Here is a 20,744-nt window from a genome sequence, read left to right as displayed (position 1 = left end):
AATTTATATGGCAACCGGCATCCCCGCCGTTGACGCGCCACCACTGAGGCCCCTGTTAAGGGCCTGGGGTACGTCTGCAGGCGCACCGGCTCTGATGGAGTCGCTCCGCGGCGCCCGGGACCGCCTCGCCGTCCGTCCAGCGTCCGACGCCGGATGGCAGCGCGCTGCTGGCAGCCCCCTCGCGGAACTGCGCGCCCAAGCAGCGGAGGAAAAGGGGAGTCACTGGCCCCAACCGCTCGTGTCCCATTACGCGCGCTACTTCCGCGACGGCAACCGCACGGCATACGAGGGGCTGGTGGCGGGGCGGCAGCAGCGACTGACGCGCGCCGTCGTGATGGCTGCTGTGGCTGGTCCTGCCTCCGACGACGGTTGGCTTGACGAGGTGATTGACGGCGCCTTCCTCCTGTGCGAGCAGAGTTCGTGGAGCTGGGCCGCGCACGACGACGTGTTCACCCGCAGTGGCGATGTGGTCCCTGAGCGTTCCCGGCCGTACCTCGATCTCGGCGCAGGGGAGGTGGTGGCGCAGCTCGCGTGGCTGGACCATGTGCTCGGTTCACAGCTCGATGAACGTGCTCCCGGTCTGCGTCGACGCATCCGTCTGGAGACACAGGAACGGGTCATCCGGCCGTTCCTGGACAGGCTCGACTGGCATTGGCTGGGGTTGGACGGCGACGTTCATAATTGGAATCCGTGGATCCACTCGAACATCATCGCTGCGGCATTGCTGCTGGTGGATGACCCTGGGTTGCAGGCGGCGGTTATTGCACGCTGCATCGAGGGCCTGGACCGCTTCCTCGCCTCCATTCCCGCCGACGGTGCCATCGACGAAGGCTTCGCCTATTGGTGGAACGGGGCCGGCCGCGCGCTCGAAGGCCTTGCCCTGCTGGAGGAGGCAAGCGGCGGCGAGCTCGATCCGGACCTGCCCGTCATCCGCGCACTGGTGGCATTCCCGCACCGCATGCACTTGGGGCATGGATGGTTCCTCAACGTTGCCGACGGCCCGGCCCGCGCCCACCACGGACTCCCGTGGGACATGCTGCAACGCTGGGCTGTCCGGCTGGGGGACTCTGAGGCCGCCGCGCACGCGGCCGCCTTTGCCGCCGTCGAACCCGAACCCAACGCCGCCGCCGGCCTGGGCCGCGTCCTCACCCAACTGAGTGACAGCAAACGTCGCAATGAGCGTCCATTGGGACATGTGCTGTTACCTAGTTGGGGGACGTACCTTCCGTCCGTCCAGATCATGGTGGCGCGGCAGACTCCGGGCTCATTCGTCGGGCTCACCCTCGCGGCCAAGGGCGGACACAACGGCGAGCACCACAACCACCGCGACGTCGGTTCAGTGGTGGTCGCCGTGGATGGTGTGCCCCTGTTGGTCGACGCCGGCCAGCCCACGTACACCGCGCAAACGTTCGGACCAGATCGGTACCGGATTCGGGCCATGCAGAGTGCGTGGCACAGCGTCCCCGCACCGTTCGGACTGGAGCAGGGGACCGGGTCTTCGTTCGCGGCGACCGTACTCCAGGAGCCGACCCTTGAGGAACCCACCCTCGCGCTTGGACTGGGAGCGGCCTACGGTTTGGACCACGCTGAGCAATGGATCCGCACCTCGCTCATGAACCGGGAGCTGGGGACCGTGGTGATTGACGACCGCTGGAACCTGCCCGAACCCGCGCCTGAGGGCACGCGTCCGCCTGAGGGAACGCCCGACGTCGACATCACCTATCTGGTTGCCGGCACCGTCAGCGTCGGTACAGACGCGACCGCGATCGTCGCGCCCGACGGGATTCCGGCTGCGGAAACCGGCAGGGGCCTGCACCTGCGCTGGAAGCCGGCCACCGCCGTCGTACTCGTGGACGAATGGCACCTCGACGATCCTCTCCTCAGCGACATCTGGGGCGAAAAATTGACCCGGATCCGTTTCCGTATGCCCACCGAAAACCGCGCTTCGGGCGCGTTTACCCTCACAGTGGAGGCAACATCTTGAGTTCTGAACAGACCCCGGAAGCGGGCGGCAAGTCCCTCTTTTCCCTGCAGCGCCGTGAACGGCTCATGGAGGAGCTGCGGGCGCATGGAGCCATCACCGTGCGCGATATTGCCGCGAAGTTGGGCGTCAGTGAACTGACTATCCGGCGTGATGTGAACACCCTCGCCGACGAAGGACTCGTGTCCCGCGTCCATGGCGGCGCCACGCTGCCCAGCCCATTGGACCGTTCGGTGGCTGTGGGGCGGCCGTCGGCGCACAGCTACTCCATTGGCATGGTGGTTCCGTCGCTGGACTATTACTGGCCGCAGGTGATTTCCGGTGCGCGTGGCGAGGCCGAGGCGCAGAACCTCCGCATCCTGGTCCGTGGCTCCGCCTACGACGCTGCCGACAACCGCCGCCAGGTCCAGGCGTTGCTGGATACCCAGAACATCGACGGGCTGATCGTGGCCCCCGATATGGGCGGTGAGCACGGGAAGGAATTGCTGAGGTGGCTCAATGCCCTGCCCATTCCGGTGATCCTGGCCGAACGGCGGGCGCCGTCGGAAATCCCCGCGCATCGTCTGGAGTGGGTCGCCACCGATCATTCCTTTGGCGCCGGGATGGCCGTGCGCCATCTGTGGCAGGAGGGGCACCGGATGATCGGATGCCTCACGGATTCCACCAGCCCCACCAGCCCGCATGTGGTCCGCGGTTGGAAACAGGCCCTTGCCGCGCTCAAGATTCCGATGGAAAAGTCCATTCACGAGGACTCAGCCAAGCTGGACAACGGCGATCGTGCCAAGCACTTTGATCACGTCCTGGATCTGTGCCGTTCCACCGGAACTACGGCAATGCTGGTGCACTCGGACACCCAGGCCGTGGCGTTCGTGCAGCACTGCGTGGACCGGGGCGTGGATGTCCCAGGCAGCATGGCGATTGTGGGGTACGACGACGAAGTGGCCTACCTTGCCGAGCCCGCCATCTCCGCGGTGAGGCCACCCAAAAGCTACGTCGGCAAGGTGGCGGTGCAGCTCATGGCTGCGCGCCTGGCCGAAGGAAGGATGCGCCCTGTGCATCGCATTGACCTGAACCCCGAGCTGATTGTGCGGGAATCCTCCGTAGGCGCACCGCGAGGGTTGGCTGGAGTCGTCCTGGAGGATTCGCTCTGATGCTTCTGCCGCCCCTGGATTACCAGCTCTCACCCTTCACCGGCCTCACCCGGGAGCACTGGTGTGCGTACGCGGATCACCTCCTGCGTTCGGCGCATCAGTTCGGCACGGACGATCACGCCAACATCCACCTGCCCGGAGCCAACAGCCGCTACGGCCCGCGAAGTGATTCTCTGGAAGCCTTCGCCCGGACGTTCCTGCTGGCCTCGTTCCGGATGGCGGGCGACCCTGCCAGCACGGGCTGGATCGCCGAGTGGTACGCCGCCGGACTGGACGCCGGAACCAATCCCGCCAACCCGGACCGGTGGCCGACGCCTGGTGAGCTGGGGCAGGCGAAGGTGGAGGCGGCGTCGTTGGCTGTTGGCCTGGCACTGACCCGCGACGTCCTGTGGGACAAGCTGCCGGAGCGCGTGCAGGAGCAGCTCATCGCATGGTTCGAGACTGTGATCGGTGAGGAGTACCCGCCCATCAACTGGGTCTGGTTCCAAATTGTGGTGGAGACATTCCTGGCATCCGTGGGCGGCCGGTACTCCGATGAGGACATCGACGCCGGACTCGCCATCCATGACTCCCTGTACCGGGGCGGTGGCTGGTTCGCGGACGGTCCCGAGCGTGCCTACGACCACTACGTGGGCTGGGCATTCCAGGTGTATCCGCAGCTTTGGGCGTTGATGGCGCCTTCTGACCCCCGGGTTACTGCTCGCAAAACGCTCGACGGCGACCGGCTGGCTGATTTCCTGGACGACGCCGCGTATTTGGTGGGCGCGAACGGTGCCCCGCTCATTCAAGGCCGGAGTCTGATCTACCGGTTCGCGGCCGCCGCGCCGTTCTGGGTGGGGGAGTTGTCCGGGCACACGCGCTTGGCCCCAGGTCTTTCCCGGCGTGCTTCCTCCGGGATGCTGGACTACTTTGCCCGGCACGGCTCCATCACGGAGGACGGGTTGCTGTCCATCGGGTGGCACGGCGAGTTCGCGGGCATGAAGCAGGCCTACTCCGGATTTGGGTCCCCGTATTGGGCCGCGAAAGGCATGCTCGGGCTCGCGTTGCCCGCGGACAACCGGGTGTGGACTGCGGTGGAGGCACCTTTGCCCGTTGAGGTTGCCGACACGCAGCGGCTGATCGCGGCGCCGGGCTGGCAGGTGGATGGGACCCGAACCGACGGCGTGGTCCGGATCCGGAACCACGCCACGGACCACGCCGTTGTGGGTGCTGTGGTGGCGGACTCGCCGCTGTACGCGCGGATCGGGTACTCCACCCACACGTTCCCGGACCTGACACCCGAGTCCGTGGACAATGCGGTGGCGTTCGTTGATTCCGATGGCCGGCTCACGCATCGGACGGGGTTTGAGTATCTCGGTTCGTTCTCCGAGGGCGGTGTTCAGCTGGGAGCGTCCCGGTTCACGGCCCACTGGATTGAACCTGACCCCGACGCCGGTCCCGATCACGGCAGCGGGGTGGCCGGCGTTGCGACTCCCGGGCCCTCGGTCACCGTGGTTTCGGCGACGCGTGGGGCAGTAGAGCTCCGGCTGGTGCGTGTTTCCGGGGCTTCCGGCTCTTCCACGGGGAGTGCCTTGCGGATCGGCGGCTGGCCGGTGGATGCTGCGTCGTCGGTGGTGGGCTCTGTGATGCCAGTTCCAGGATTCGGCATGTCGTTGGATTCGTCCGGGACGTTCGTCCGCTCTGGTGCCCACCCCATGGGTTCGGAGCTCACCATTCCGTGGGTGGGAACCTCGGGTACCGCGCACGACGGTGACTACGCCGCCGTCGTTGTCCTCGCCGGTGACGGAGGTGCTTCGACGGATGCGGGTGTCACGTATGTTGCCGGGGAAGGGGAGGTCGAGGGGGATGGTCGGTTCGTGTTCTCGGATGGCGCCTCCGTGGACCTCGCCCGGCTGCAGCGTGCCCAATTCGACGCCTAGCTGCGGGTTAGACGACTCCTACCGTCTAGTGTGCAGCGGGCCATCGAATCGGGCGAGCCCACCCTGCAGTAGGCTCGCGGGATGAGCCAAACCGATGATCGAGCACGCTTCCTCGCGGCATATGACCAGGACCTCCGCACCGACGCCGAGACCCCGAGTGCCCTCAAAGTGACCCAGCACGGCCCTGTGCGTTTGGTGACCTTCATGAAGGGCCGGGGCTTCGTCACGTACCAGGATCTCGGTGACGCGGATTCGCAGACCATCAAACGGCTCGTAGCCGAGGCCATCGCTTATTTCCGCGCTGAACCTGACATCACCAGGGTCGAATGGAAATCCCGCGGGCATGACCACGCACCGGGGTTGCACGAAGCGTTGATCGAAAACGGCTTCACCCAGGATGATCCCGAGTCGATCATGATCGGTGAAGCCCAGGCATTAAGCACAGCTGTGCCACTTCCCGACGGCGTGACCCTGCGGCAGGTCACGGAGGAACCGGACGTGCGGGCCATGAGCGCCATGCAGGACGAAGTGTTCGGCGAACCCGTGTCAGATGAGATGGCTGATGCCCTGCTGCGCCGTCTCTCCCTCGATGACGGGATGCAGTTGTGGGTGGCCGAAGCTGAAGGGCAGATCGTCAGCGCCGGACGTTTGGAACCGGTTCCAGGCACAACCTTCGCCGGTATCTGGGGCGGCGCCACCAGGGAAGAGTGGCGCGGTCGGGGGATTTACCGGGCATTGACGGCCCGCCGTGCGCAGGCCGCACTCGAGCTGGGAAAGACCCTCATCCACAGTGATTCCACCGAATTCTCGAGGCCAATCCTGGAGCGCTCCGGGCTGCTCAAGGTCTCCACCACCACCCCGTACCGCTGGGTGCGCGGCTGAAAGCTCAGACGGCTTTGAGGGCCAAGGAATTACCTTATTCCATGCGCTGTTCATTTCCGCACCCTCGTTCCACTTCGGTGAAGACACAGCAAGGCCCCTCAGGATCAGAATCCCGAGGGGCCTCACTAGCTCAAAGTGCCAGGACTACTTTCCGGCCGCGAAGCTGCTCACGCACTGCCCCTGGTTCTTGAACACGGGGTGTGGGCTGGTGGTCCACCCACCGTCCTTGCACGCGTCTTTGCCGGTGGACACGCTCACGCGGTACACCTTGGTGGTGCCATCCGGCGCTGTGACGGTGATGACCGCCGTCGGGCTTTCCGCCGTTGCCTGCTGGACGGTCACCTTTGCGTTGGTGTCCAGCGGGTAGCCGACGACGGCGGGAGTCGCCGACGTCGATAACACCCGGTAGTCGGTGGTCGCCGGGTCGAAGCCCACCACGGAGGCCTGGTTGACCAGGAGCCGGCCGAGGTCGGCGTTGCTGGCTTCCGCCAGGCGCGAGCCCGTGATGGCAACCTCCGCCACCTTGGTGTACGACGCCGTGGTCACGAACGAAACCCTGATCCCACGGGTGGTGACGGGGTCGAAACGGACGGTGGTCGGTGAAGAGATGGAGAGTCCCGTAATGGTTCCCGCGGAGGTGTCCTTCCATGTTCCGGAGGCGTCCTGGTACTGGACTTTAAGGCTCGCCGCAGCCTTTTCCGCAGACGTGACGGTCACGGAGGAAACGGTGTAGTCGCGGCTGAAGGCGTAGCTCAGGCTGTCACCGGCACGGCCGCCGCTCACCCAGTTGGACCAGCGCGTGGAGGCGTTGGCATCGCAGGTGTTCTTCGCGATGTAGGAGCCCTCGGTGTAGCTTGCGGTGGCCGTGGTGGTGGGGTCGTCCTTGCAGATATTGGCTACTGGAACGCGGTCCACCACAATAATGGTCACCGTGGCCGGGAGGCCGTTGGCGGTTCCGGGCACCGTGACGGTTCCCGGGTTTTGCAGAGCTGACTCTGCCACTGCGGACCAGTCCCACGTGACGGCCAGTGGGTTCCGGGCGGGACCATCGGCGATCTGTCCAGGAACGCTGGCCGGGGCCAAGGCCTGTATGGAGGCCACCGATGATCCGGTTCCAACGGTCACGGAAACAGGGTCCGTGGCGATGTAGGAGCCCACCGTGACCGTGAGAACGGCTTCGAAGGTTTGACCGTACGGGTCAACCCCTGAACCGTAGACCGTTACTTTGCCGGCCTTCTGCCACGAGGAAGGATCCACCGGGGCCCAGGTGACGGCCAACTGCTTGCCGGGGCCTGCCTCGTAAACGGGCGTGACCGTGGCTGGCAGGACCGGCGCCGTCCCGACGGGCGTGCTCAGCTCAACAGGGGAAACTCCCAAGAGCTTGAGGTCTGCAATGTCGGTGAAGGCCCACGCCTGGTGTGGGTTGGCCAGGGCTGTTGCTGTGGTTCCGGTTGAGGATGCCAAGGCCACGGACGTACCCGCCGCTGTCTGGTTGCCCGAAACCTGCAGGGCAATCGCGGCACCTGCGTTCACCAGGGACCACTGTTTGCCGTTCTCCGTGGTCACTATCCACTGTGCAGAAGGAGCGGCCTTGGCCTGTTCCAACGTCAATGTAGACAGTGAAGCGGCACCGCTCTGGCTGCCGTTCAGCACTCCACCGTTGCCTGTGAGCACTCGGCCGTCCTTGTTCGTAAGAACCCAGCGACGATCGTTCGCAAACTCATCTTCCGTAGACACGGCGTTGAACGTCCATATCTGAGGAGCCACACCGGCAGCATCCGTGCCCATTTCTTCAATTGAGGCAGAACCATTGGAGCGGCCCGTCAGGTATTTGCCGCTCGCCTCACCGCTGAGGTGATAGCTGTGGCCGTCCTGCACAGGCGCGGCATCGTCCGAAACTCCACTGACGCCGTCGACGACGAACGTCACCACGGATGCGGCGGGAACGTCAAGCGTCACGGACTTGGCCGCTGTGTCGACGGCGACTGGCGCGCCCTTGACGAGTGCATTCTTCTCAATGTCATCCAGCGGCGACTTGGTGGTGACCACAGGCGTGACCTTGGCGCCGGGCGCGATGCTGCCGAAGCGGCTGAAATCGATGGTGACCTTTTCCGCCGTCGGGGTGTCATTGAAGTGGACCAGCGTTGCGCCGTTGCCGTCGGCGCGGAGGGCGCTGGCCGTCTTGGCGTTGTCGTTCTGGATGAGGAAGTCGCCGGGCCGGATGTAGTGCGTGAAGTTCCTGGTGGTGTTGTATTTCTGGTTGGTCAGGACTTTGCACTTGGCCTGTTCCAGGGATGCGCCATCGTTGATGCGGCGGTTGGAGAAGCCTTCGCGGCCTTCGTAATTGCAGTCGAAGTCGATGTAGATGGAGCCCCAGCCCTTGTCTGCCTTTTCCTGCTTGTACGTGTCCTCCACAGGCTGCCAGAAGACCCACGCATTGGGGTCGAGCTCACGGAGATCGTTGACCATGCGGCCGGCGATGCCCAGGCCGTTGGTGATGTTGGAACGGTCCCAGCCGCTGGTCGAGTCGCCGAGCGCTGGGTTGCCCGTCCAGAAGCCGCCCACTTCGCTCATCCACAGCGGCTTGTCGGTGGAACCGGCGAGGTCGCGGACCCGACGGCGGTCGTTGGTTCCGTAGGTGTGGACGTTGAGCTGCGCTACAGCGTCTTTGGCTTCCTGGCTGTAGCCGTTCCAGTTGGTCATGAACTTGCTGGGATCCGTCTCGTCCATCGCGGAGATGACGGCGTCCGTGGTGCCCTTTTTGAGCTCGGCGGCCAGCAGCTTGGTCACGCGGTCCTGGGCGGCGGGATAGATCAGCGCACCCTCCTGCTTTTGGGTGTACGTGGTGGGCGGCTTGCCGGTGGCGGCGTTGATGTCCGTGCCCCAGTAGCCCGAGTTCGGCTCGTTGAACGGATCTATGGTGTCCACTGTGATGCCGCTGCCCTTTTCGAGGAGCTCGACGGCGTTCCTCATGTAGGCCGCGAACTTGGCTTCCGCTTCGGGCAGGAGGTTTTCACCCTTGGCGGTGTTCACTTGGCCGGATACGTACCCGCTCTTGGTCATGAACCACGGCGGGGAATTGCTGAACGCTTCCCAGTGGGTGATCTGCTGGTCTGCGGCGAGGCGTTCCACCCACCACCGCTGGTTCTTGTCGGCGTCGGGGTTGTAGGACGCGGGGTCGTCCGGGTTCCAGGCGTTCAGGAACGCGAGCTTGTTGGCCTGCGTTTTGTCCACGGTTCCGTCCGGGTTGTAAAGGTTCGACGCCGGCTGGCCGGGTTGCGCTTCAGCCACCGGCTTCCACCATCCCTCCACAGCGCTGCCGTCGTTGAGGTAGTTGGCTACGTCTGAAGCATTTCCGCCGCCCACGTTGTAGCGGGCGATGTTGAGGTTGAGTCCGTCCTCCCCGAAAACCTTCTGGTACAGCTCCTCCCGCAGCTCGGGGGAGTAGCCCGCCGTCGCATTCGCGAACCACACCAGGCTGGTTCCCCACCCTTCGAACGCTTCGCCGCGGGTGGCGGGGTTCGGGGTGATGGTGACAGCTGTTGCGTCGTTGGCTTGTGCTTGTGGTGTGGTTGCGGGCAAAAGTGCCAGGCTCGCGGCTGCTGTAACGGCTGCCGCCAGGACTGCCACTGGCCGTCGGATTCTTCGCGCGGAAAACGCCATGGGTGGACCTCATCGTCGGGGTTTCATCGGGTGCTGCCCGGTTTCCGGGAAGGCCGGGCAAAGCCGAGACTATGAGGCTCTTGGGGGCGCAACAAGGCACTCGAACAGGCTCGATCGTGGTCAGTCAGAAGTGGTCACAGGTGTAACAACTTTGGCCTCCTCTGGATCATGGTTGTATAGATGTATACAAGTACACTTCTCTTGAGGCGGCACGCATGGCAGAACAACCACGAAACACGGGGGCGCACCTTGTCTACTGCGAGTTGAAGCGCCGGATCCTTAGCCTCGAGCTGAAACCGGGTGAGCGTATCTACGAACCCGCCATGGCCACTGCCCTGCAAGTCAGCCGCACGCCCCTTCGGGAAGCCATCCGCCGGTTGGTTTCAGAGAGCTTGCTGGAGCAGCAGCCCACCGGGGGAGTGCTGGTTCCCGCGCTCGATGAGAAGGTCATTTCCGAGCTGTACGATGTTCGCGCAGCGTTGGAGTCCCTGATGGCACGGGAGGCCTGCGCCAACGCCACCGCCGCGGACCTTGAAGAACTCCGCGGGATACTGGCGCGCAATGCTGCCATGGTGGAGTTCGCCGACGAGGCCATGAAGTACGGGGTTGCCCTGCATGCTGCGATCGCCAGGATCGCCGGGAACTCCTGGGCCCAGCGGTTCCATGAGCAGATCGCCAGCCAGGTTGAGCGCTACCGATACTTCACCAACAATGCCCCCGAACGCCGCGATGAAGCACTCTCCAATCACAGGCTCTTGGTCGAAGCGATAGCTTCAAAGGATGCGGAGAAGGCAGCCAAGGTCGCCTTCGATCATGTCATCGGCGCAAGGGACGAGACCTTGCGGGTCATCTCCAGTTCCGGCCTCGTGGTCGAATGATCGGCGAACTTGGAAGGCGTTCGTCCACGGCCCTCCTGATCCACTCGACGCTCATCCAAGCCGTCACGTTCCTGGTCCGCCCGGCCACCACGTACCGCGCACTCGAATTGGATGTTCCCGGGTTCGCCCTTGGCCTTCTGGCCGCCAGCTACGCTGTCTTTCCCCTGCTGCTCGCCCTGCCCATCGGCGGACTGGTGGACCGCCTCGGTGAGCGTCGGCTCATGGCGATCGGGGCCGCCGTCGTACTGGGCTGTTCTGCTTTTCTGCTGTTCTGGGGAACGTCAGTTCCTGCGCTTGTAGCCGGGACGGCACTTCTTGGTGCCGGTCAGCTGGCCTGTGTTGTGGGGCAGCAAGCGGTGGTCGCGAACAACGCGGCGTCGTCGCGCTTGGACTCTGCTTTCGGGTACCTGACCTTCGCCGCGTCCCTGGGCCAGGCCTTGGGACCGTTGGCCATTTCCGTGGTTGGCGGTGCTTCCGTTCGCCCGAACACGCAGGCGATCTTCCTTCTCGCGACTGCCATGAGCTTGGTGATGTTCCTGACCACGTTCGTGATCTCTGCGAAGGTCAGTCGAGGCCGGCGCACGCCGAAGGGCACTGGCACCAAGGGCAATTCGTTGGCACTTCTAAGGACGCCCGGCGTGATCCGCGCGTTGGCAACCAGCGCCACCGTCCTGGCAGTAGTGGACCTGACAGTGGTCTACCTTCCGGCACTCGGCGCCGAACGCGGCCTCACGGCGGCCACGGTGGGGCTGATGCTGACCGTCCGGGCGGTGTTCTCCATGGTTTCCCGGCTGGGACTCGGCAGCGTGTCCCGCAAGCTGGGGCGCATGAAGTTGCTGATCCTGAGCCTGGCCATCTCCACAGGGGCCCTGGCTGTGGCCGCCGTCCCGATGCCCGAGTGGCTGCTGTTTGTCGTCATGGCGTTCCTCGGCCTCGGGCTGGGAATTGGCCAACCACTGACAATGTCCTGGCTCTCGGCCCAAGCGCCGGAAGGCCAACGCGGGCGGGCGCTGGCCTTGAGGCTTGCCGGTAACAGGGTGGGCCAAGTGGTCCTGCCCAGCGTCATCGGCGTGGTGGCGGTAGGCCTTGGGGCGGCGGGCGTGTTCCTGGCGTCCGCGGTAGCCGTCGGCGGAACAATGCTGTTACTGCGCGGTGTGCGGCTGGACGACTGACCGGGAGATCACTCCGCGAACAGCGCCGCCAGGTCGTCCGCCGTCAACGAGCCACCGGCCAAGGCGTCACCTTCCATCACATCTGCGAACAGCTGCGATTTCTTGGCCTTGAGTGCCATGACCTTCTCTTCGATGGTGTCCTTCGCAACCAGTCGGTAGACCATCACGTTCCGGGCCTGCCCAATACGGTGCGTGCGGTCAACCGCCTGGGCTTCGGACGCCGGGTTCCACCACGGATCCAGCAGGAACACGTAGTCGGCTTCCGTCAGGTTGAGCCCAAAGCCACCAGCCTTCAGCGAGATCAGGAACACCGGGGCGGCACCGTTCTTGAACTCGCTGACCACGTCGCCGCGGTTCCGGGTGCTGCCGTCGAGGTAGCAGTACTCCACGCCCTCTTCGTCCAGGCGCTCGCGGACCTTCCCCAGGAACCCGGTGAACTGGCTGAAGATCAGCGTCCGGTGGCCCTCTGAAATGACGTCCTCCAGCTGCTCGAACAACACATCCAGCTTGGAGGACCGAACCCCGGACAATGACGAATCCACCAACGACGCATCCAAACTCAGCTGCCGCAGCAACGTCAACGACTGGAAGATGGTGAAGCGGTTCTTGTTCACGTCATCAATCAGACCCAGGATCTTCTGTCGCTCACGCTGCAGGTGCGTCTGGTAAACCTTCTGGTGCCGCGGGTTCAGCACGACCTCCAGGATCTGCTCCTGCTTGGGTGGCAGATCCTTGATGACCTGCTCTTTGGTGCGGCGCATCATCAGCGGACGCACACGACGCCGGAGCTTGCCCAGCTGCGCCGAGTCGCCGTTCTTTTCCACCGGCTTTTGATAGTTCTCCGCGAACCGCTTGGGGCTCGGGAACAGGCCCGGCGCAACAATCGACGTCAGCGCCCAGAACTCCATCAGGTTGTTCTCCAGCGGCGTGCCGGTGATGGCCAGCTTGAATCTGGCCGGCAGCTTCCGCGCGCACTGGTACGCCTTGGACTGGTGGTTCTTCACGAACTGCGCCTCGTCCAGCATCAGTCCGGCCCACTGGAACGATGCATAGGCGTCGTAATCAATACGGAAGAGGGCATACGAGGTAATAACGACGTCGGCACCCGCCAACGCTTCGACAGGGGACAGGCCGCTCTTGGCGAAAGTTTCACCGACGGTGCGCACCACGAGCCCGGGAGCGAACCGCTGCGCTTCCAGGGCCCAGTTGCTCACGACACTCGTAGGGGCGACCACCAGGAAGGGAGCTCGCGGAGTCACCTCAGCAGAGTCACCCTGTGCGGCCGCAGCAGTCTCCGCAGCCAGGTCCTTCGCCGCGCAGATCAGCGCAATGGCCTGCACGGTCTTACCCAGGCCCATGTCGTCCGCAAGCACACCGCCGAGGCTGTGCTTGTACAGGAAGCTGAGCCAGTTGAACCCTTCGAGCTGATACGGACGCAGCTCAGCGTTAAGGCCGGCCGGCAGCGGCAGCCCGGTCACGCCGTCGTCGAGCAATCCGCCCACAGCCTCCCGCCACGCGGCGGCTTGCTCGTCCACAATCCCCAGCTGCGCGAGCTCGTCCCAGAGCCCGGCCTGGAAGCGGCTGATCTGCAGGGTGCCATCCTTGTTGTCCGGGTTGTCCTGCAGGGATCGGGCCTCGTCGATGAGCGCGCGCAGCTGGTGCAACTCGGGCAGGTCCAGCGAGAAGTAGGCTCCGCTGGGCAGCAGCATGCGGCTCATCCCGGCCGCGAGGGCCGAGAACACTGCGGCAAAGGAGACGGGTTCGCCCTCAAGCGTGATCACGATGCCGAGGTCGAACCAGTCGCCGCTGGCCGTTTCCTTGGTGGAGATGGACACCACGGGAGCTTCGGCAGCTTCACGGTAATCCGCGATGTCACCGGACGTTTCCACTACGACGTCGGGCAGTTCCCGCAGCGCCGGCAGTACCTCTTCGGTGAACGCCAGGGTGTCCAGGCCACCCAATTCAACGCTTGCTGCGAGACGCGGAGCGCCCCAGCCACCGGTGGCGGACTCGGCCAACGCCGAAACCACATCCCACGGCCGGCCAAGCGACTCAAGGATGCGGGCTTCTTCGGGGTCGTCCCTGTAACCACGGTCCTCTGGATGCCGCCACAAGGGTTGGGCGGTGACCAGGGTGCCGGACTTGTAATGCCACTCCCAGTGCAACCGGACCTTGTGATCGTTACCGTAATTGGCCAGCAGGGACAGTGTGGGAACAGCCAGGGTGGGCAGCTCCACCGATTCGTCCGCGGCCTGCACCGGCGTGGATTGTCGCAATTTGGGGTAGAACGAAGTCAGGAACCGGCTCTCATCCTCGGCCGGAATCTGAAGCGTTTGGCCGTCCATGACGAATTCAAGGAGCTCGTCCGTGATGCCGCCCTCGATCGGGGCAAGGGTGATCAGGTTCTTCTGCTGCGGCACTCCGGGCAGGACGTCCCCGGAATGCGTGAAGAAGATTCCGTTGGCCGGCTTGCCCAGGAAGCCCACCGAGGCGGCGTCAACCGGCTCCCCGGCCACGGTGACTGACGGCGCGAGCTGCAGGCCGCCGTCGTGCGCTTCCGTTGTGGCGGCCGGGGCTGCGTCCATTCGCGCCAAACTCAGTCCGACGACGGCGGGTTGCGCCTCCACGTGGACGGGCTCGCTCCCGGCGGAGTGGATGAGGGGGATGCCGGCTTTGGTGGCGTCGGCGAGGAGGGTCCAGAGGTTCTTGGCAGCGAAGTCGTTCAGGCTCAGCCACATGGCCCCCGACGGTTGCTGTCGGCCATTACTTGAACCGTGGGCGGCGAGGAAAGTCTGAAGCCATTCGACGTGGACCTCGTTGAATTCCCGCCGGAAGCTGACATAGCTGAGGTTGTTCCAGGAGACGTCGCCGCGGATCCACTTGCCCTTGGCGCCCATCATGACGGGACGCGCCTTGAGTTGGCGGACGCTGCGCATGGGGTCCCGGCGGCCTGTGTAGGAGAAGTGCGCGGCCGGCTCTTCCACCTCGAACTGGAGCGCGAGTTGGATGCCTGCCGCGCTCGGAGCAGTGCCTGGCTTCGTGATCAGCCTGTTGAGCGCTTGTTCCCACGCCGGACGGGCGGCGCCGCCCTGCTGGCCCGAGCCATCCCTGGAGGTTTGAATTCCAGGAGCCTGGGAAAGGAGCTGCGCCCGGATGGTGGGGTGGTCCTCCGCAGTGAAGAGCAGCGCGGCAACGTGCTTGCAGTCCTTGCGGACCGGGCAACTGCAGATTCCTACCGTGCAGCTCCAGCCGCTGGGCTTCCGAACCAGTTTTGCGGACGTCGAATAAGGCTGCGGACCGGCCCCGCGGACTTTGCCCATCAGAAGGCCCGTGGCTGCGTCGAAAGTAATCCCGCTGACGCGGCTGCCCATGGCATAGGCCAGTCCGGCCGCCAGGGAGCGGTCGTTAATGGCAGGAGTCTGTATGGCCAGTTCCCAGGTTTCGTCTGTGTGGGACGGCATGCGTCGGGCTACTTTCGGCAGGAGGTTATCTGCTCAATCTTAGTCAGCAGAAAACGGCTCCCAAACTTCGCCCTCCGTTAACCTCTTACTCGATTGCCGCGCCGCTCCCACGCGTACGTTGAAAGTGTCCGGAGCACCATCAGCTTTCAGCAGTGAGGATTTCCCATGACTACCAACGAGTACCCCGTCGTCCTGAACAAGACCAGCTTCGAAGCCGGCAATGCGGATGTAGTGGATTCCAACGTCAACGTCGTGAACCAGATGTACCAGGAGCTCCTCAACAGCGACGAAATCGCACCCGCTGCGCTCAACAGCTTCTTTGTGGACTTTTACCTGACCCAGGCACTCTCCGGCGGCTTCGCCCAGTACGTCTTCACCGCACCGGAACGTGAGGAAGTGGATGCTTACGTCCGCGCGGGCCTCGAAGGCATGGGCGCCACCCGCCACCTGGACCTCTTCAACCGCACGGCGGCCACGTTCGATGCACTCACCGAGGACGAAGCAGAGGCCTACCTCGACGGCGAACTGGACGAGTCCGAAACGCCGCCGGCTTCCGTTGTGACCTTGGACGAGCTCGACGGCGAGTTCGAAGCCCTGCTTGAGGAAGAGGACATCATCGACCTCAACGCGGCTTACCTCCGCGACCAGTCCGAACTGCTGGTCCTGACCGACGAAGAAATCGAAGCTCACATCGCCGAGCGTGTCGCACAGATTCCGGACCTCGCCGAGCGCCAGGCTGAAGCTGACGAAGAAGCCCTCGCCAACGCCCCGGAGTTCGAGGTCATCATCCGCGAACTCTGCGATGTGGCCGGTTACGCCCTGGAAAAGATCACCATGGGCGATCCCAACTACGAGCACGACGGCGTCAAGACCCTCGCCTGGCACTTCTCCACCGACCACGGCGACTACCTCATGATCGAGGACGACGACGAGGCCTTCATGATCCACCCGGAGACCAAGGAAATCATCGCTGCCGTGGAGTTCGAAGAGTCCGAGGAATTCGCCGACGCGTAAGTCCTTTTCCGCCGAGGTCGCTGGAACGCTGTGGGTTCGCCGGTTAGCTCGGGCGACCTCGCAGTGCTTCCGGCGACTTCGGTGCTCTAGCTTGCTCTCGCCTGCCGGAACTTGAGGAAGCCCCACACGATGGATGCCTGCCAGCAGGCCAACAGGCCCACCCAGATCCAGTCCAGGCCACGCTCAGTGGCATTGATGATCATGGCTACGAGCCCTAAAGTCCACGCGAGTTCCTGCACCCCCAGGAACGTCAAGGTCGGCGTCTTCTTGCTGCTGATGTCCTGTGTCATGTTCTCTCCCCAGTGAGTAGCCTGCAGTCTAGCGGACCCATGCATCGGCCTGGCTTGGGGTTTGGGCCCCCGAATTCGCCCCAAAGCTGCGGCGTCGTGTGCAAAACTCCGGCGAATTCGCAGCATTCCCCGGTTCCCGGCACTGCACTGTCCACATAGCCGGATGTGCCCGTTCCGGCCCGTGGTCCATGGCGGCCAAGCTGAACCGGTGAACACACCATCAACGCATAAAGACAACACAGCGGCACCAGCACTCCCTTTGCATGGGTACATGTGGAGGACCGATGAGTTGCTCCGGTTGGGTTTCAACAGTCGGCGGGTCAAAGCTCTGGTGGACTCCGGTGAACTGCTCCGCATAAGGTACGGGTGCTACATCAGGGCCAGTAAGTGGCAGTCACTTAGCCTCGGCGGGCAGGCCAGGGAACGGATCATGGCCCATGCCCACGGAACACTGACCACGTCGACGGGCGGTTTCATTTACAGCCATTTGTCTGCGGCACGGCTCCACGGCCTGTTCGTATGGGGCGTGGACGACAAGGTTCATGTCCTGCACTGTGCCAGGCCATCCTCGGACCGCTGGGGCAAGGATGTTCGGGGACACTCGGAAAGCTTCACTGAGGATGATGTTGAGCCGGTTCAGGGTTTGCGTGCGACTACGCTGGACCGCACCATATTCGACTGCGCCAGAATGCTGAGCTATCCGAAAGCGCTGGTGATCATGGACCACGGATTACGCGTAGGCGCCGACATCAACGCACTTGAAGACCTGGCAGCAGCCTCTTCCGGAAAACGGGGTGTCCGCACGCTCCGCAAGGCCCTGGCCAACGCGGATCCGCGGTCCGAGTCTGCTGGCGAGACACTGACCCGTGAGCTGATGCAGAGGTTGCGCATCAAGCCTCCGCAGCCACAATTCGAGGTGCAGTCCCGTATGGGTCGTCATCGCATGGACTTCGCTTGGGAAGAGGAAAAACTGGCGCTGGAGTTCGATGGGAGAACCAAATATTTCGACTTCAGTCCGACGGACGAGGTCATCTTTCAAGAACGAAGGCGGGAAAAGGCACTCGTCGAGGAGGGCTGGCGGTTTATCCGGATCGAATGGAAGGACCTTTTTCAGGAGCGTGCCTTCAAGGAGCGCGTCCTTCGTGCGCTCGGGTGATGCGACCGGCTCGCGAGTTCGCGGGAACCCTGCCTGTTCGCACGCAACCTTTCGGCGAGATCGCAGGCTTCCCGCGATCTCGGTGCAACACCCCAGTAGCTGGAGGAAGAATGGTTCACGAGGCTGAACCATTTACCTGTGCGCGTCGTCGTATAGGCGAAGGGGCGGAGGACAACAGTGAGGGAGGTGGCTATGCCGTTGGACGAAGACGTGGTGGCGGCGATCTACCGCGATCACGGCACGGCTCTGAAGCGTTTCGTGCTGAGCTGCACCTCCGACGCCCACCAAGCAGACGACGTCGTGCAGGAAACCATCCTCAAGGTGTGGCAACATGCCCCCCAGATCACAGGAAGCCTGCGCAGCTACCTCTTCCGGACGGCCCGCAACGTCATTATCGACAACTACCGGAAGGCACAGCGTCGCCCTGCTGAAGCCGGTGAACAGGACCTCCCGGACCACGCGGCCACCGAACGCGTGGACGAGCTCCTGAACAGGGTGCTCATGGAGGAAGCGTTGCTCCGGCTCAGCCACGAACACCGGCAGGTATTGGTGGCACTCCACTACCAAAGGTTCACCGTCAGCGAGGCCGCATTGCAGCTGAACATTCCGGCGGGAACCGTGAAGTCCAGGGCTTTCTACGCTGTGAAAGCCCTCCGAACAATCCTTGATGAAATGGGGGTGGAACGATGAACGGCAACTCCGTCCACCAGTTATTGGGCGCCTACCTTTTGGGTGGGCTGGAGCCCGACGAAGCCCGTACGTTTGAGGACCACCTCGCCACCTGCGCTGAGTGTCGTCATGAGCTGGAGGAACTTGTAAGCCTGCCGGCATTGCTCGACGCCGTTCCCCGGGCTGATGCTGTCGCGCTCACGGTCACTGGCGGTACGGACACGCTCTCACCGTTGGAACCCGAGGCGCTTCCTGAAAAAGTCCTGGTGGACTTGTCGGTCCGCAGGCGGACATCACGACGGCGGTGGGCGGCTTTGGTGGGTGCGGTTGCCGCTGCTTGCCTGGCTGTTGGCTTCCTCGCCGGGCCCCTGCTGAACCAGCCTCCGAAACCGGACGCAAGCTACTCGGTGCAGTCGGACAACGGTTTGCAATTAACAGTGGGCATGGTGAAGAAGAACTGGGGCACTGAGCTCGCTGTGGAAGGGCGCTCGATGCCGCTGGAAGGCACCCTGTATCTGTGGGTAAAGGGCCGGGACGGCGCCGAAGAACGCACCTGCGGATGGACGGCCACTCAGAGCGGCCGGATCAAGATCACCGGGGCCACTCCGGTGCAGTTGGCTGGCATTGCTGGAGTTGAGCTTCGCGACGAAGCCGAGAAAACGGTGGCCTCGATTTCGGTGCCGTAAACCTTAGGTGTCCCCGACCCCTGTGCCCTTGGCGCGTAGTTCGGCCACCAGCGCAGGGTTCTCGCAGGCCTTGGCGAATGCCTCGATCCGGCGTTCGATCTCCCGGCCAAGGAGCCAGCCGCCAATTTTCTCGGCCAACGGCTTCACCAGAGCCGGCCGGCACGAAAAGGTGTATTTCCAGACTGCCCGGGTGCCGCCGTCGTCCGGGGTGAACCGCCAACCACCGCCGAAGTTTTCAAAGAACCACGGCCCGGACACCATGGTCATGCCCACGTTTCGGGGTGGGGTGTAAGAGACGTATTCGCTGACCATCTTCAGGCCCATGCGGGAAACGGTCCGTGTCCTGACACCTTTGCCTGCGGCCGTGGCTCCGTCCAGGAAAGCCTGGGCGGAAATGAACGGGTCCCATGTGAGCCGGAATGCACCAGTGGTCTGGGAGAGGGCGAAAGCGGTCTCCGGATCCAACCGGATGAATCGTTCGGCGCGCACCTGCGGCATTAGAACCCCTGCCCTGAACCGAGCACCAGGAACACCATGAAAACAATGCCAAAGATGTTGATCGCCGTAATGGCCAAGCCGATGATGCCCGTGATGCGTCCGGCGTTCATCCGGCCGGCCCGGAAGACGGCGATCAGCCCGCTCACCACTGCAACGATCGCCAGCACCACCGCAGTCCCCGCCAGGACGAGCGCACCAAACCACCAAGCATCGTTGCCCTCGTTGTAACGGCTCATGGCGGATGCGACGGCTGCGATGCCCAAGGGGATGCTGACCACGGCTGCGACGGGCGAGAGCACGGCCGCGATGATGCTGGTGATTCCGGCACCCAAGCCACGGTTACCTGTCCGTTGGGGTTGTTGGTAGTAGTCCACCGGTGGCTGATAGCTCATGGTTCCCCCAAAGGTCCTTCGGCTAGATCTTGCGGTAAGTGAGGTCGAAGATCATGCGTCCGGCCTCGTGGGCTTTGTTCTCAAAGCTGGTCCTGATGCGGCCGTCGAACCGGGGAGCCCAACCCCCTTCTTCATCCACGCCCTCGTTCGGACCAGTGTGTTCGGTGCTGACCGGCGCGCGGCCTTCCCTCACCGGTGCGCCGCCCACAACGGATTCGACGCCGGACTGCCACACTTGCGTCAGTGGGCTCTCCTCGCCGCTGCGCTCGCCTTCGTGCATGTTCTCGAATTCCGTGGAATCTGCCAGCACTTCGCGGACGTGTACTGCGTAGTTGGACCAGTCCGTAGCGATGCGCCAGTAGCCACCCTTTTCGAGGGCTTTGGCGGCGACCGAAGCGAACGCGGGCTGGATGAGCCGGCGTTTGTGGTGCCGGGCTTTATGCCACGGGTCCGGGAAGAAGACCCAAAGCTCGCTGACCGAACCCTCGGGAAGCATCGACTCGAGGACCTCGGGGGCGTTGGCTTCCACCACGCGCACATTGGTCAGGCCGCGGCTGTTGATCTTGATGATGGTGTTCGCCAAACCGGGCGTGTAGACCTCGACGGCCAGGAAGTCCTTGTCCGGGTTCTGCTCAGCGGCATGTACGACGGCGTCACCCAGGCCTGAACCGATCTCCACAATCAGCGGTGCCTTACGCCCGAAAACGGCCTCGGCATCGAACGTGTAATCAGGGTGCACGGAGGTGTTGGCGACGTGGCGTGGGACCTGGATAGCCCAGCGCTCGGCGTGCTCTTCCCAGGCGGCCTGCCTGCGACCCTGCAGGCGGGTTCCGCGGCGCACGAAGCTGACCGGACGGCCACCGTAGGTTCCGAAGGAGGCTTGGCTGCCGGGCGTGACGGGTCGCGGGGAATCTGGGGTTTCACTCATCGCT

The 20,744-nt window shown here is 63.9% G+C and carries 16 protein-coding genes; 10 read left to right on the top strand and 6 right to left on the bottom strand.

Annotated elements, in window-relative coordinates:
* Nucleotides 1–7: 7 nt before the first annotated feature.
* From AYX22_RS19215 to AYX22_RS19200, 4 genes are all read left to right on the top strand, one after another.
* On the top strand, nucleotides 8–1,984 hold the full coding sequence (locus AYX22_RS19215) for a heparinase II/III family protein (RefSeq protein WP_242703409.1): 1,977 nt from the start codon (nucleotides 8–10) through the stop codon (nucleotides 1,982–1,984).
* Nucleotides 1,981–3,132: a LacI family DNA-binding transcriptional regulator gene (locus AYX22_RS19210; RefSeq protein WP_207595074.1), complete on the top strand. Its 1,152-nt coding sequence runs from the start codon at nucleotides 1,981–1,983 to the stop codon at nucleotides 3,130–3,132. Before AYX22_RS19215 ends, AYX22_RS19210 begins: the two co-directional genes overlap by 4 nt.
* Entirely contained in the window at nucleotides 3,132–5,051 is a 1,920-nt protein-coding gene (locus AYX22_RS19205) for a DUF2264 domain-containing protein (RefSeq protein WP_207595072.1), read from the top strand. Before AYX22_RS19210 ends, AYX22_RS19205 begins: the two co-directional genes overlap by 1 nt.
* An 81-nt stretch (nucleotides 5,052–5,132) precedes the next feature.
* Nucleotides 5,133–5,933 (top strand): GNAT family N-acetyltransferase, encoded by an 801-nt coding sequence (locus AYX22_RS19200; protein ID WP_207595070.1) that lies wholly within the window; start codon nucleotides 5,133–5,135, stop codon nucleotides 5,931–5,933.
* Nucleotides 5,934–6,077: 144 nt separating this feature from the next.
* Here AYX22_RS19200 and AYX22_RS19195 read toward each other — a convergent pair whose 3' ends face one another.
* A complete protein-coding gene (locus AYX22_RS19195) occupies nucleotides 6,078–9,596 on the bottom strand; it encodes an Ig-like domain-containing protein (RefSeq protein WP_207595068.1) in 3,519 nt (1,172 codons plus the stop codon).
* A gap of 215 nt (nucleotides 9,597–9,811) precedes the next feature.
* Between AYX22_RS19195 and AYX22_RS19190 the strand changes: the two genes are divergently transcribed.
* Nucleotides 9,812–10,474 carry a GntR family transcriptional regulator gene (locus AYX22_RS19190; RefSeq protein ID WP_207595066.1) on the top strand — a complete coding sequence of 221 codons (663 nt, stop codon included), beginning with the start codon at nucleotides 9,812–9,814 and terminating at the stop codon, nucleotides 10,472–10,474.
* Nucleotides 10,471–11,646 carry an MFS transporter gene (locus tag AYX22_RS19185; protein WP_207595064.1) on the top strand — a complete coding sequence of 392 codons (1,176 nt, stop codon included), beginning with the start codon at nucleotides 10,471–10,473 and terminating at the stop codon, nucleotides 11,644–11,646. The genes AYX22_RS19190 and AYX22_RS19185 overlap by 4 nt, the downstream gene beginning before the upstream one ends.
* 8 nt (nucleotides 11,647–11,654) lie before the next feature.
* Here AYX22_RS19185 and AYX22_RS19180 read toward each other — a convergent pair whose 3' ends face one another.
* Entirely contained in the window at nucleotides 11,655–15,107 is a 3,453-nt protein-coding gene (locus tag AYX22_RS19180) for a DEAD/DEAH box helicase (protein WP_207595061.1), read from the bottom strand.
* A gap of 165 nt (nucleotides 15,108–15,272) precedes the next feature.
* On the opposite strand from AYX22_RS19180, the gene AYX22_RS19175 reads away from it, so the two are divergent.
* The gene (locus AYX22_RS19175) at nucleotides 15,273–16,121 is read left to right on the top strand and encodes a hypothetical protein (protein WP_207595059.1); all 849 of its coding nucleotides are present in this window, start codon (nucleotides 15,273–15,275) and stop codon (nucleotides 16,119–16,121) included.
* A gap of 86 nt (nucleotides 16,122–16,207) precedes the next feature.
* Here AYX22_RS19175 and AYX22_RS19170 read toward each other — a convergent pair whose 3' ends face one another.
* Nucleotides 16,208–16,411 (bottom strand): hypothetical protein, encoded by a 204-nt coding sequence (locus AYX22_RS19170; RefSeq protein ID WP_207595058.1) that lies wholly within the window; start codon nucleotides 16,409–16,411, stop codon nucleotides 16,208–16,210.
* A gap of 271 nt (nucleotides 16,412–16,682) precedes the next feature.
* Here AYX22_RS19170 and AYX22_RS19165 point away from each other — a divergent pair, with 271 nt between their 5' ends.
* From AYX22_RS19165 to AYX22_RS19155, 3 genes are all read left to right on the top strand, one after another.
* Entirely contained in the window at nucleotides 16,683–17,567 is an 885-nt protein-coding gene (locus AYX22_RS19165) for a type IV toxin-antitoxin system AbiEi family antitoxin domain-containing protein (protein WP_242703408.1), read from the top strand.
* A 192-nt stretch (nucleotides 17,568–17,759) separates the two neighbouring features.
* Nucleotides 17,760–18,257 (top strand): sigma-70 family RNA polymerase sigma factor, encoded by a 498-nt coding sequence (locus AYX22_RS19160; RefSeq protein WP_207595054.1) that lies wholly within the window; start codon nucleotides 17,760–17,762, stop codon nucleotides 18,255–18,257.
* Complete coding sequence (locus tag AYX22_RS19155; protein WP_207595052.1) at nucleotides 18,254–18,922, top strand: zf-HC2 domain-containing protein; 669 nt, start codon at nucleotides 18,254–18,256, stop codon at nucleotides 18,920–18,922. The genes AYX22_RS19160 and AYX22_RS19155 overlap by 4 nt, the downstream gene beginning before the upstream one ends.
* A gap of 3 nt (nucleotides 18,923–18,925) precedes the next feature.
* On the opposite strand, the gene AYX22_RS19150 is transcribed toward AYX22_RS19155, so the two are convergent.
* Genes AYX22_RS19150 through trmB form a run of 3 tightly spaced genes read right to left on the bottom strand, consistent with a single transcriptional unit; the run spans nucleotide 18,926 to nucleotide 20,740 of the window.
* Nucleotides 18,926–19,420: an SRPBCC family protein gene (locus AYX22_RS19150; protein WP_207595050.1), complete on the bottom strand. Its 495-nt coding sequence runs from the start codon at nucleotides 19,418–19,420 to the stop codon at nucleotides 18,926–18,928.
* Nucleotides 19,420–19,812 (bottom strand): hypothetical protein, encoded by a 393-nt coding sequence (locus AYX22_RS19145; RefSeq protein WP_207595048.1) that lies wholly within the window; start codon nucleotides 19,810–19,812, stop codon nucleotides 19,420–19,422. Before AYX22_RS19145 ends, AYX22_RS19150 begins: the two co-directional genes overlap by 1 nt.
* A gap of 22 nt (nucleotides 19,813–19,834) precedes the next feature.
* Entirely contained in the window at nucleotides 19,835–20,740 is a 906-nt protein-coding gene (trmB, locus tag AYX22_RS19140) for a tRNA (guanosine(46)-N7)-methyltransferase TrmB (protein WP_207595046.1), read from the bottom strand.
* Nucleotides 20,741–20,744 lie beyond the last annotated feature (4 nt).

Source organism: Arthrobacter sp. D5-1, assembly GCF_017357425.1.
Lineage (GTDB): Bacteria > Actinomycetota > Actinomycetes > Actinomycetales > Micrococcaceae > Arthrobacter.
The sequence above is the reverse complement of the archived record's forward strand: the minus strand, read 5'-3'. Positions and strand labels throughout refer to the sequence as shown.

Bases quoted from the DNA above. Each gene is read 5' to 3' on its own strand.
- AYX22_RS19165 (WP_242703408.1), top strand. From the start codon at position 16,683: ATGTGGAGGACCGATGAGTTGCTCCGGTTGGGTTTCAACAGTCGGCGG.
- AYX22_RS19185 (WP_207595064.1), top strand. From the start codon at position 10,471: ATGATCGGCGAACTTGGAAGGCGTTCGTCCACGGCCCTCCTGATCCAC.
- AYX22_RS19155 (WP_207595052.1), top strand. From the start codon at position 18,254: ATGAACGGCAACTCCGTCCACCAGTTATTGGGCGCCTACCTTTTGGGT.
- AYX22_RS19145 (WP_207595048.1), bottom strand. From the start codon at position 19,812: ATGAGCTATCAGCCACCGGTGGACTACTACCAACAACCCCAACGGACA.
- AYX22_RS19215 (WP_242703409.1), top strand. From the start codon at position 8: ATGGCAACCGGCATCCCCGCCGTTGACGCGCCACCACTGAGGCCCCTG.
- AYX22_RS19160 (WP_207595054.1), top strand. From the start codon at position 17,760: ATGCCGTTGGACGAAGACGTGGTGGCGGCGATCTACCGCGATCACGGC.
- AYX22_RS19150 (WP_207595050.1), bottom strand. From the start codon at position 19,420: ATGCCGCAGGTGCGCGCCGAACGATTCATCCGGTTGGATCCGGAGACC.
- AYX22_RS19190 (WP_207595066.1), top strand. From the start codon at position 9,812: ATGGCAGAACAACCACGAAACACGGGGGCGCACCTTGTCTACTGCGAG.
- trmB (WP_207595046.1), bottom strand. From the start codon at position 20,740: ATGAGTGAAACCCCAGATTCCCCGCGACCCGTCACGCCCGGCAGCCAA.
- AYX22_RS19180 (WP_207595061.1), bottom strand. From the start codon at position 15,107: ATGCCGTCCCACACAGACGAAACCTGGGAACTGGCCATACAGACTCCT.
- AYX22_RS19195 (WP_207595068.1), bottom strand. From the start codon at position 9,596: ATGGCGTTTTCCGCGCGAAGAATCCGACGGCCAGTGGCAGTCCTGGCG.
- AYX22_RS19170 (WP_207595058.1), bottom strand. From the start codon at position 16,411: ATGACACAGGACATCAGCAGCAAGAAGACGCCGACCTTGACGTTCCTG.
- AYX22_RS19175 (WP_207595059.1), top strand. From the start codon at position 15,273: ATGACTACCAACGAGTACCCCGTCGTCCTGAACAAGACCAGCTTCGAA.
- AYX22_RS19200 (WP_207595070.1), top strand. From the start codon at position 5,133: ATGAGCCAAACCGATGATCGAGCACGCTTCCTCGCGGCATATGACCAG.
- AYX22_RS19205 (WP_207595072.1), top strand. From the start codon at position 3,132: ATGCTTCTGCCGCCCCTGGATTACCAGCTCTCACCCTTCACCGGCCTC.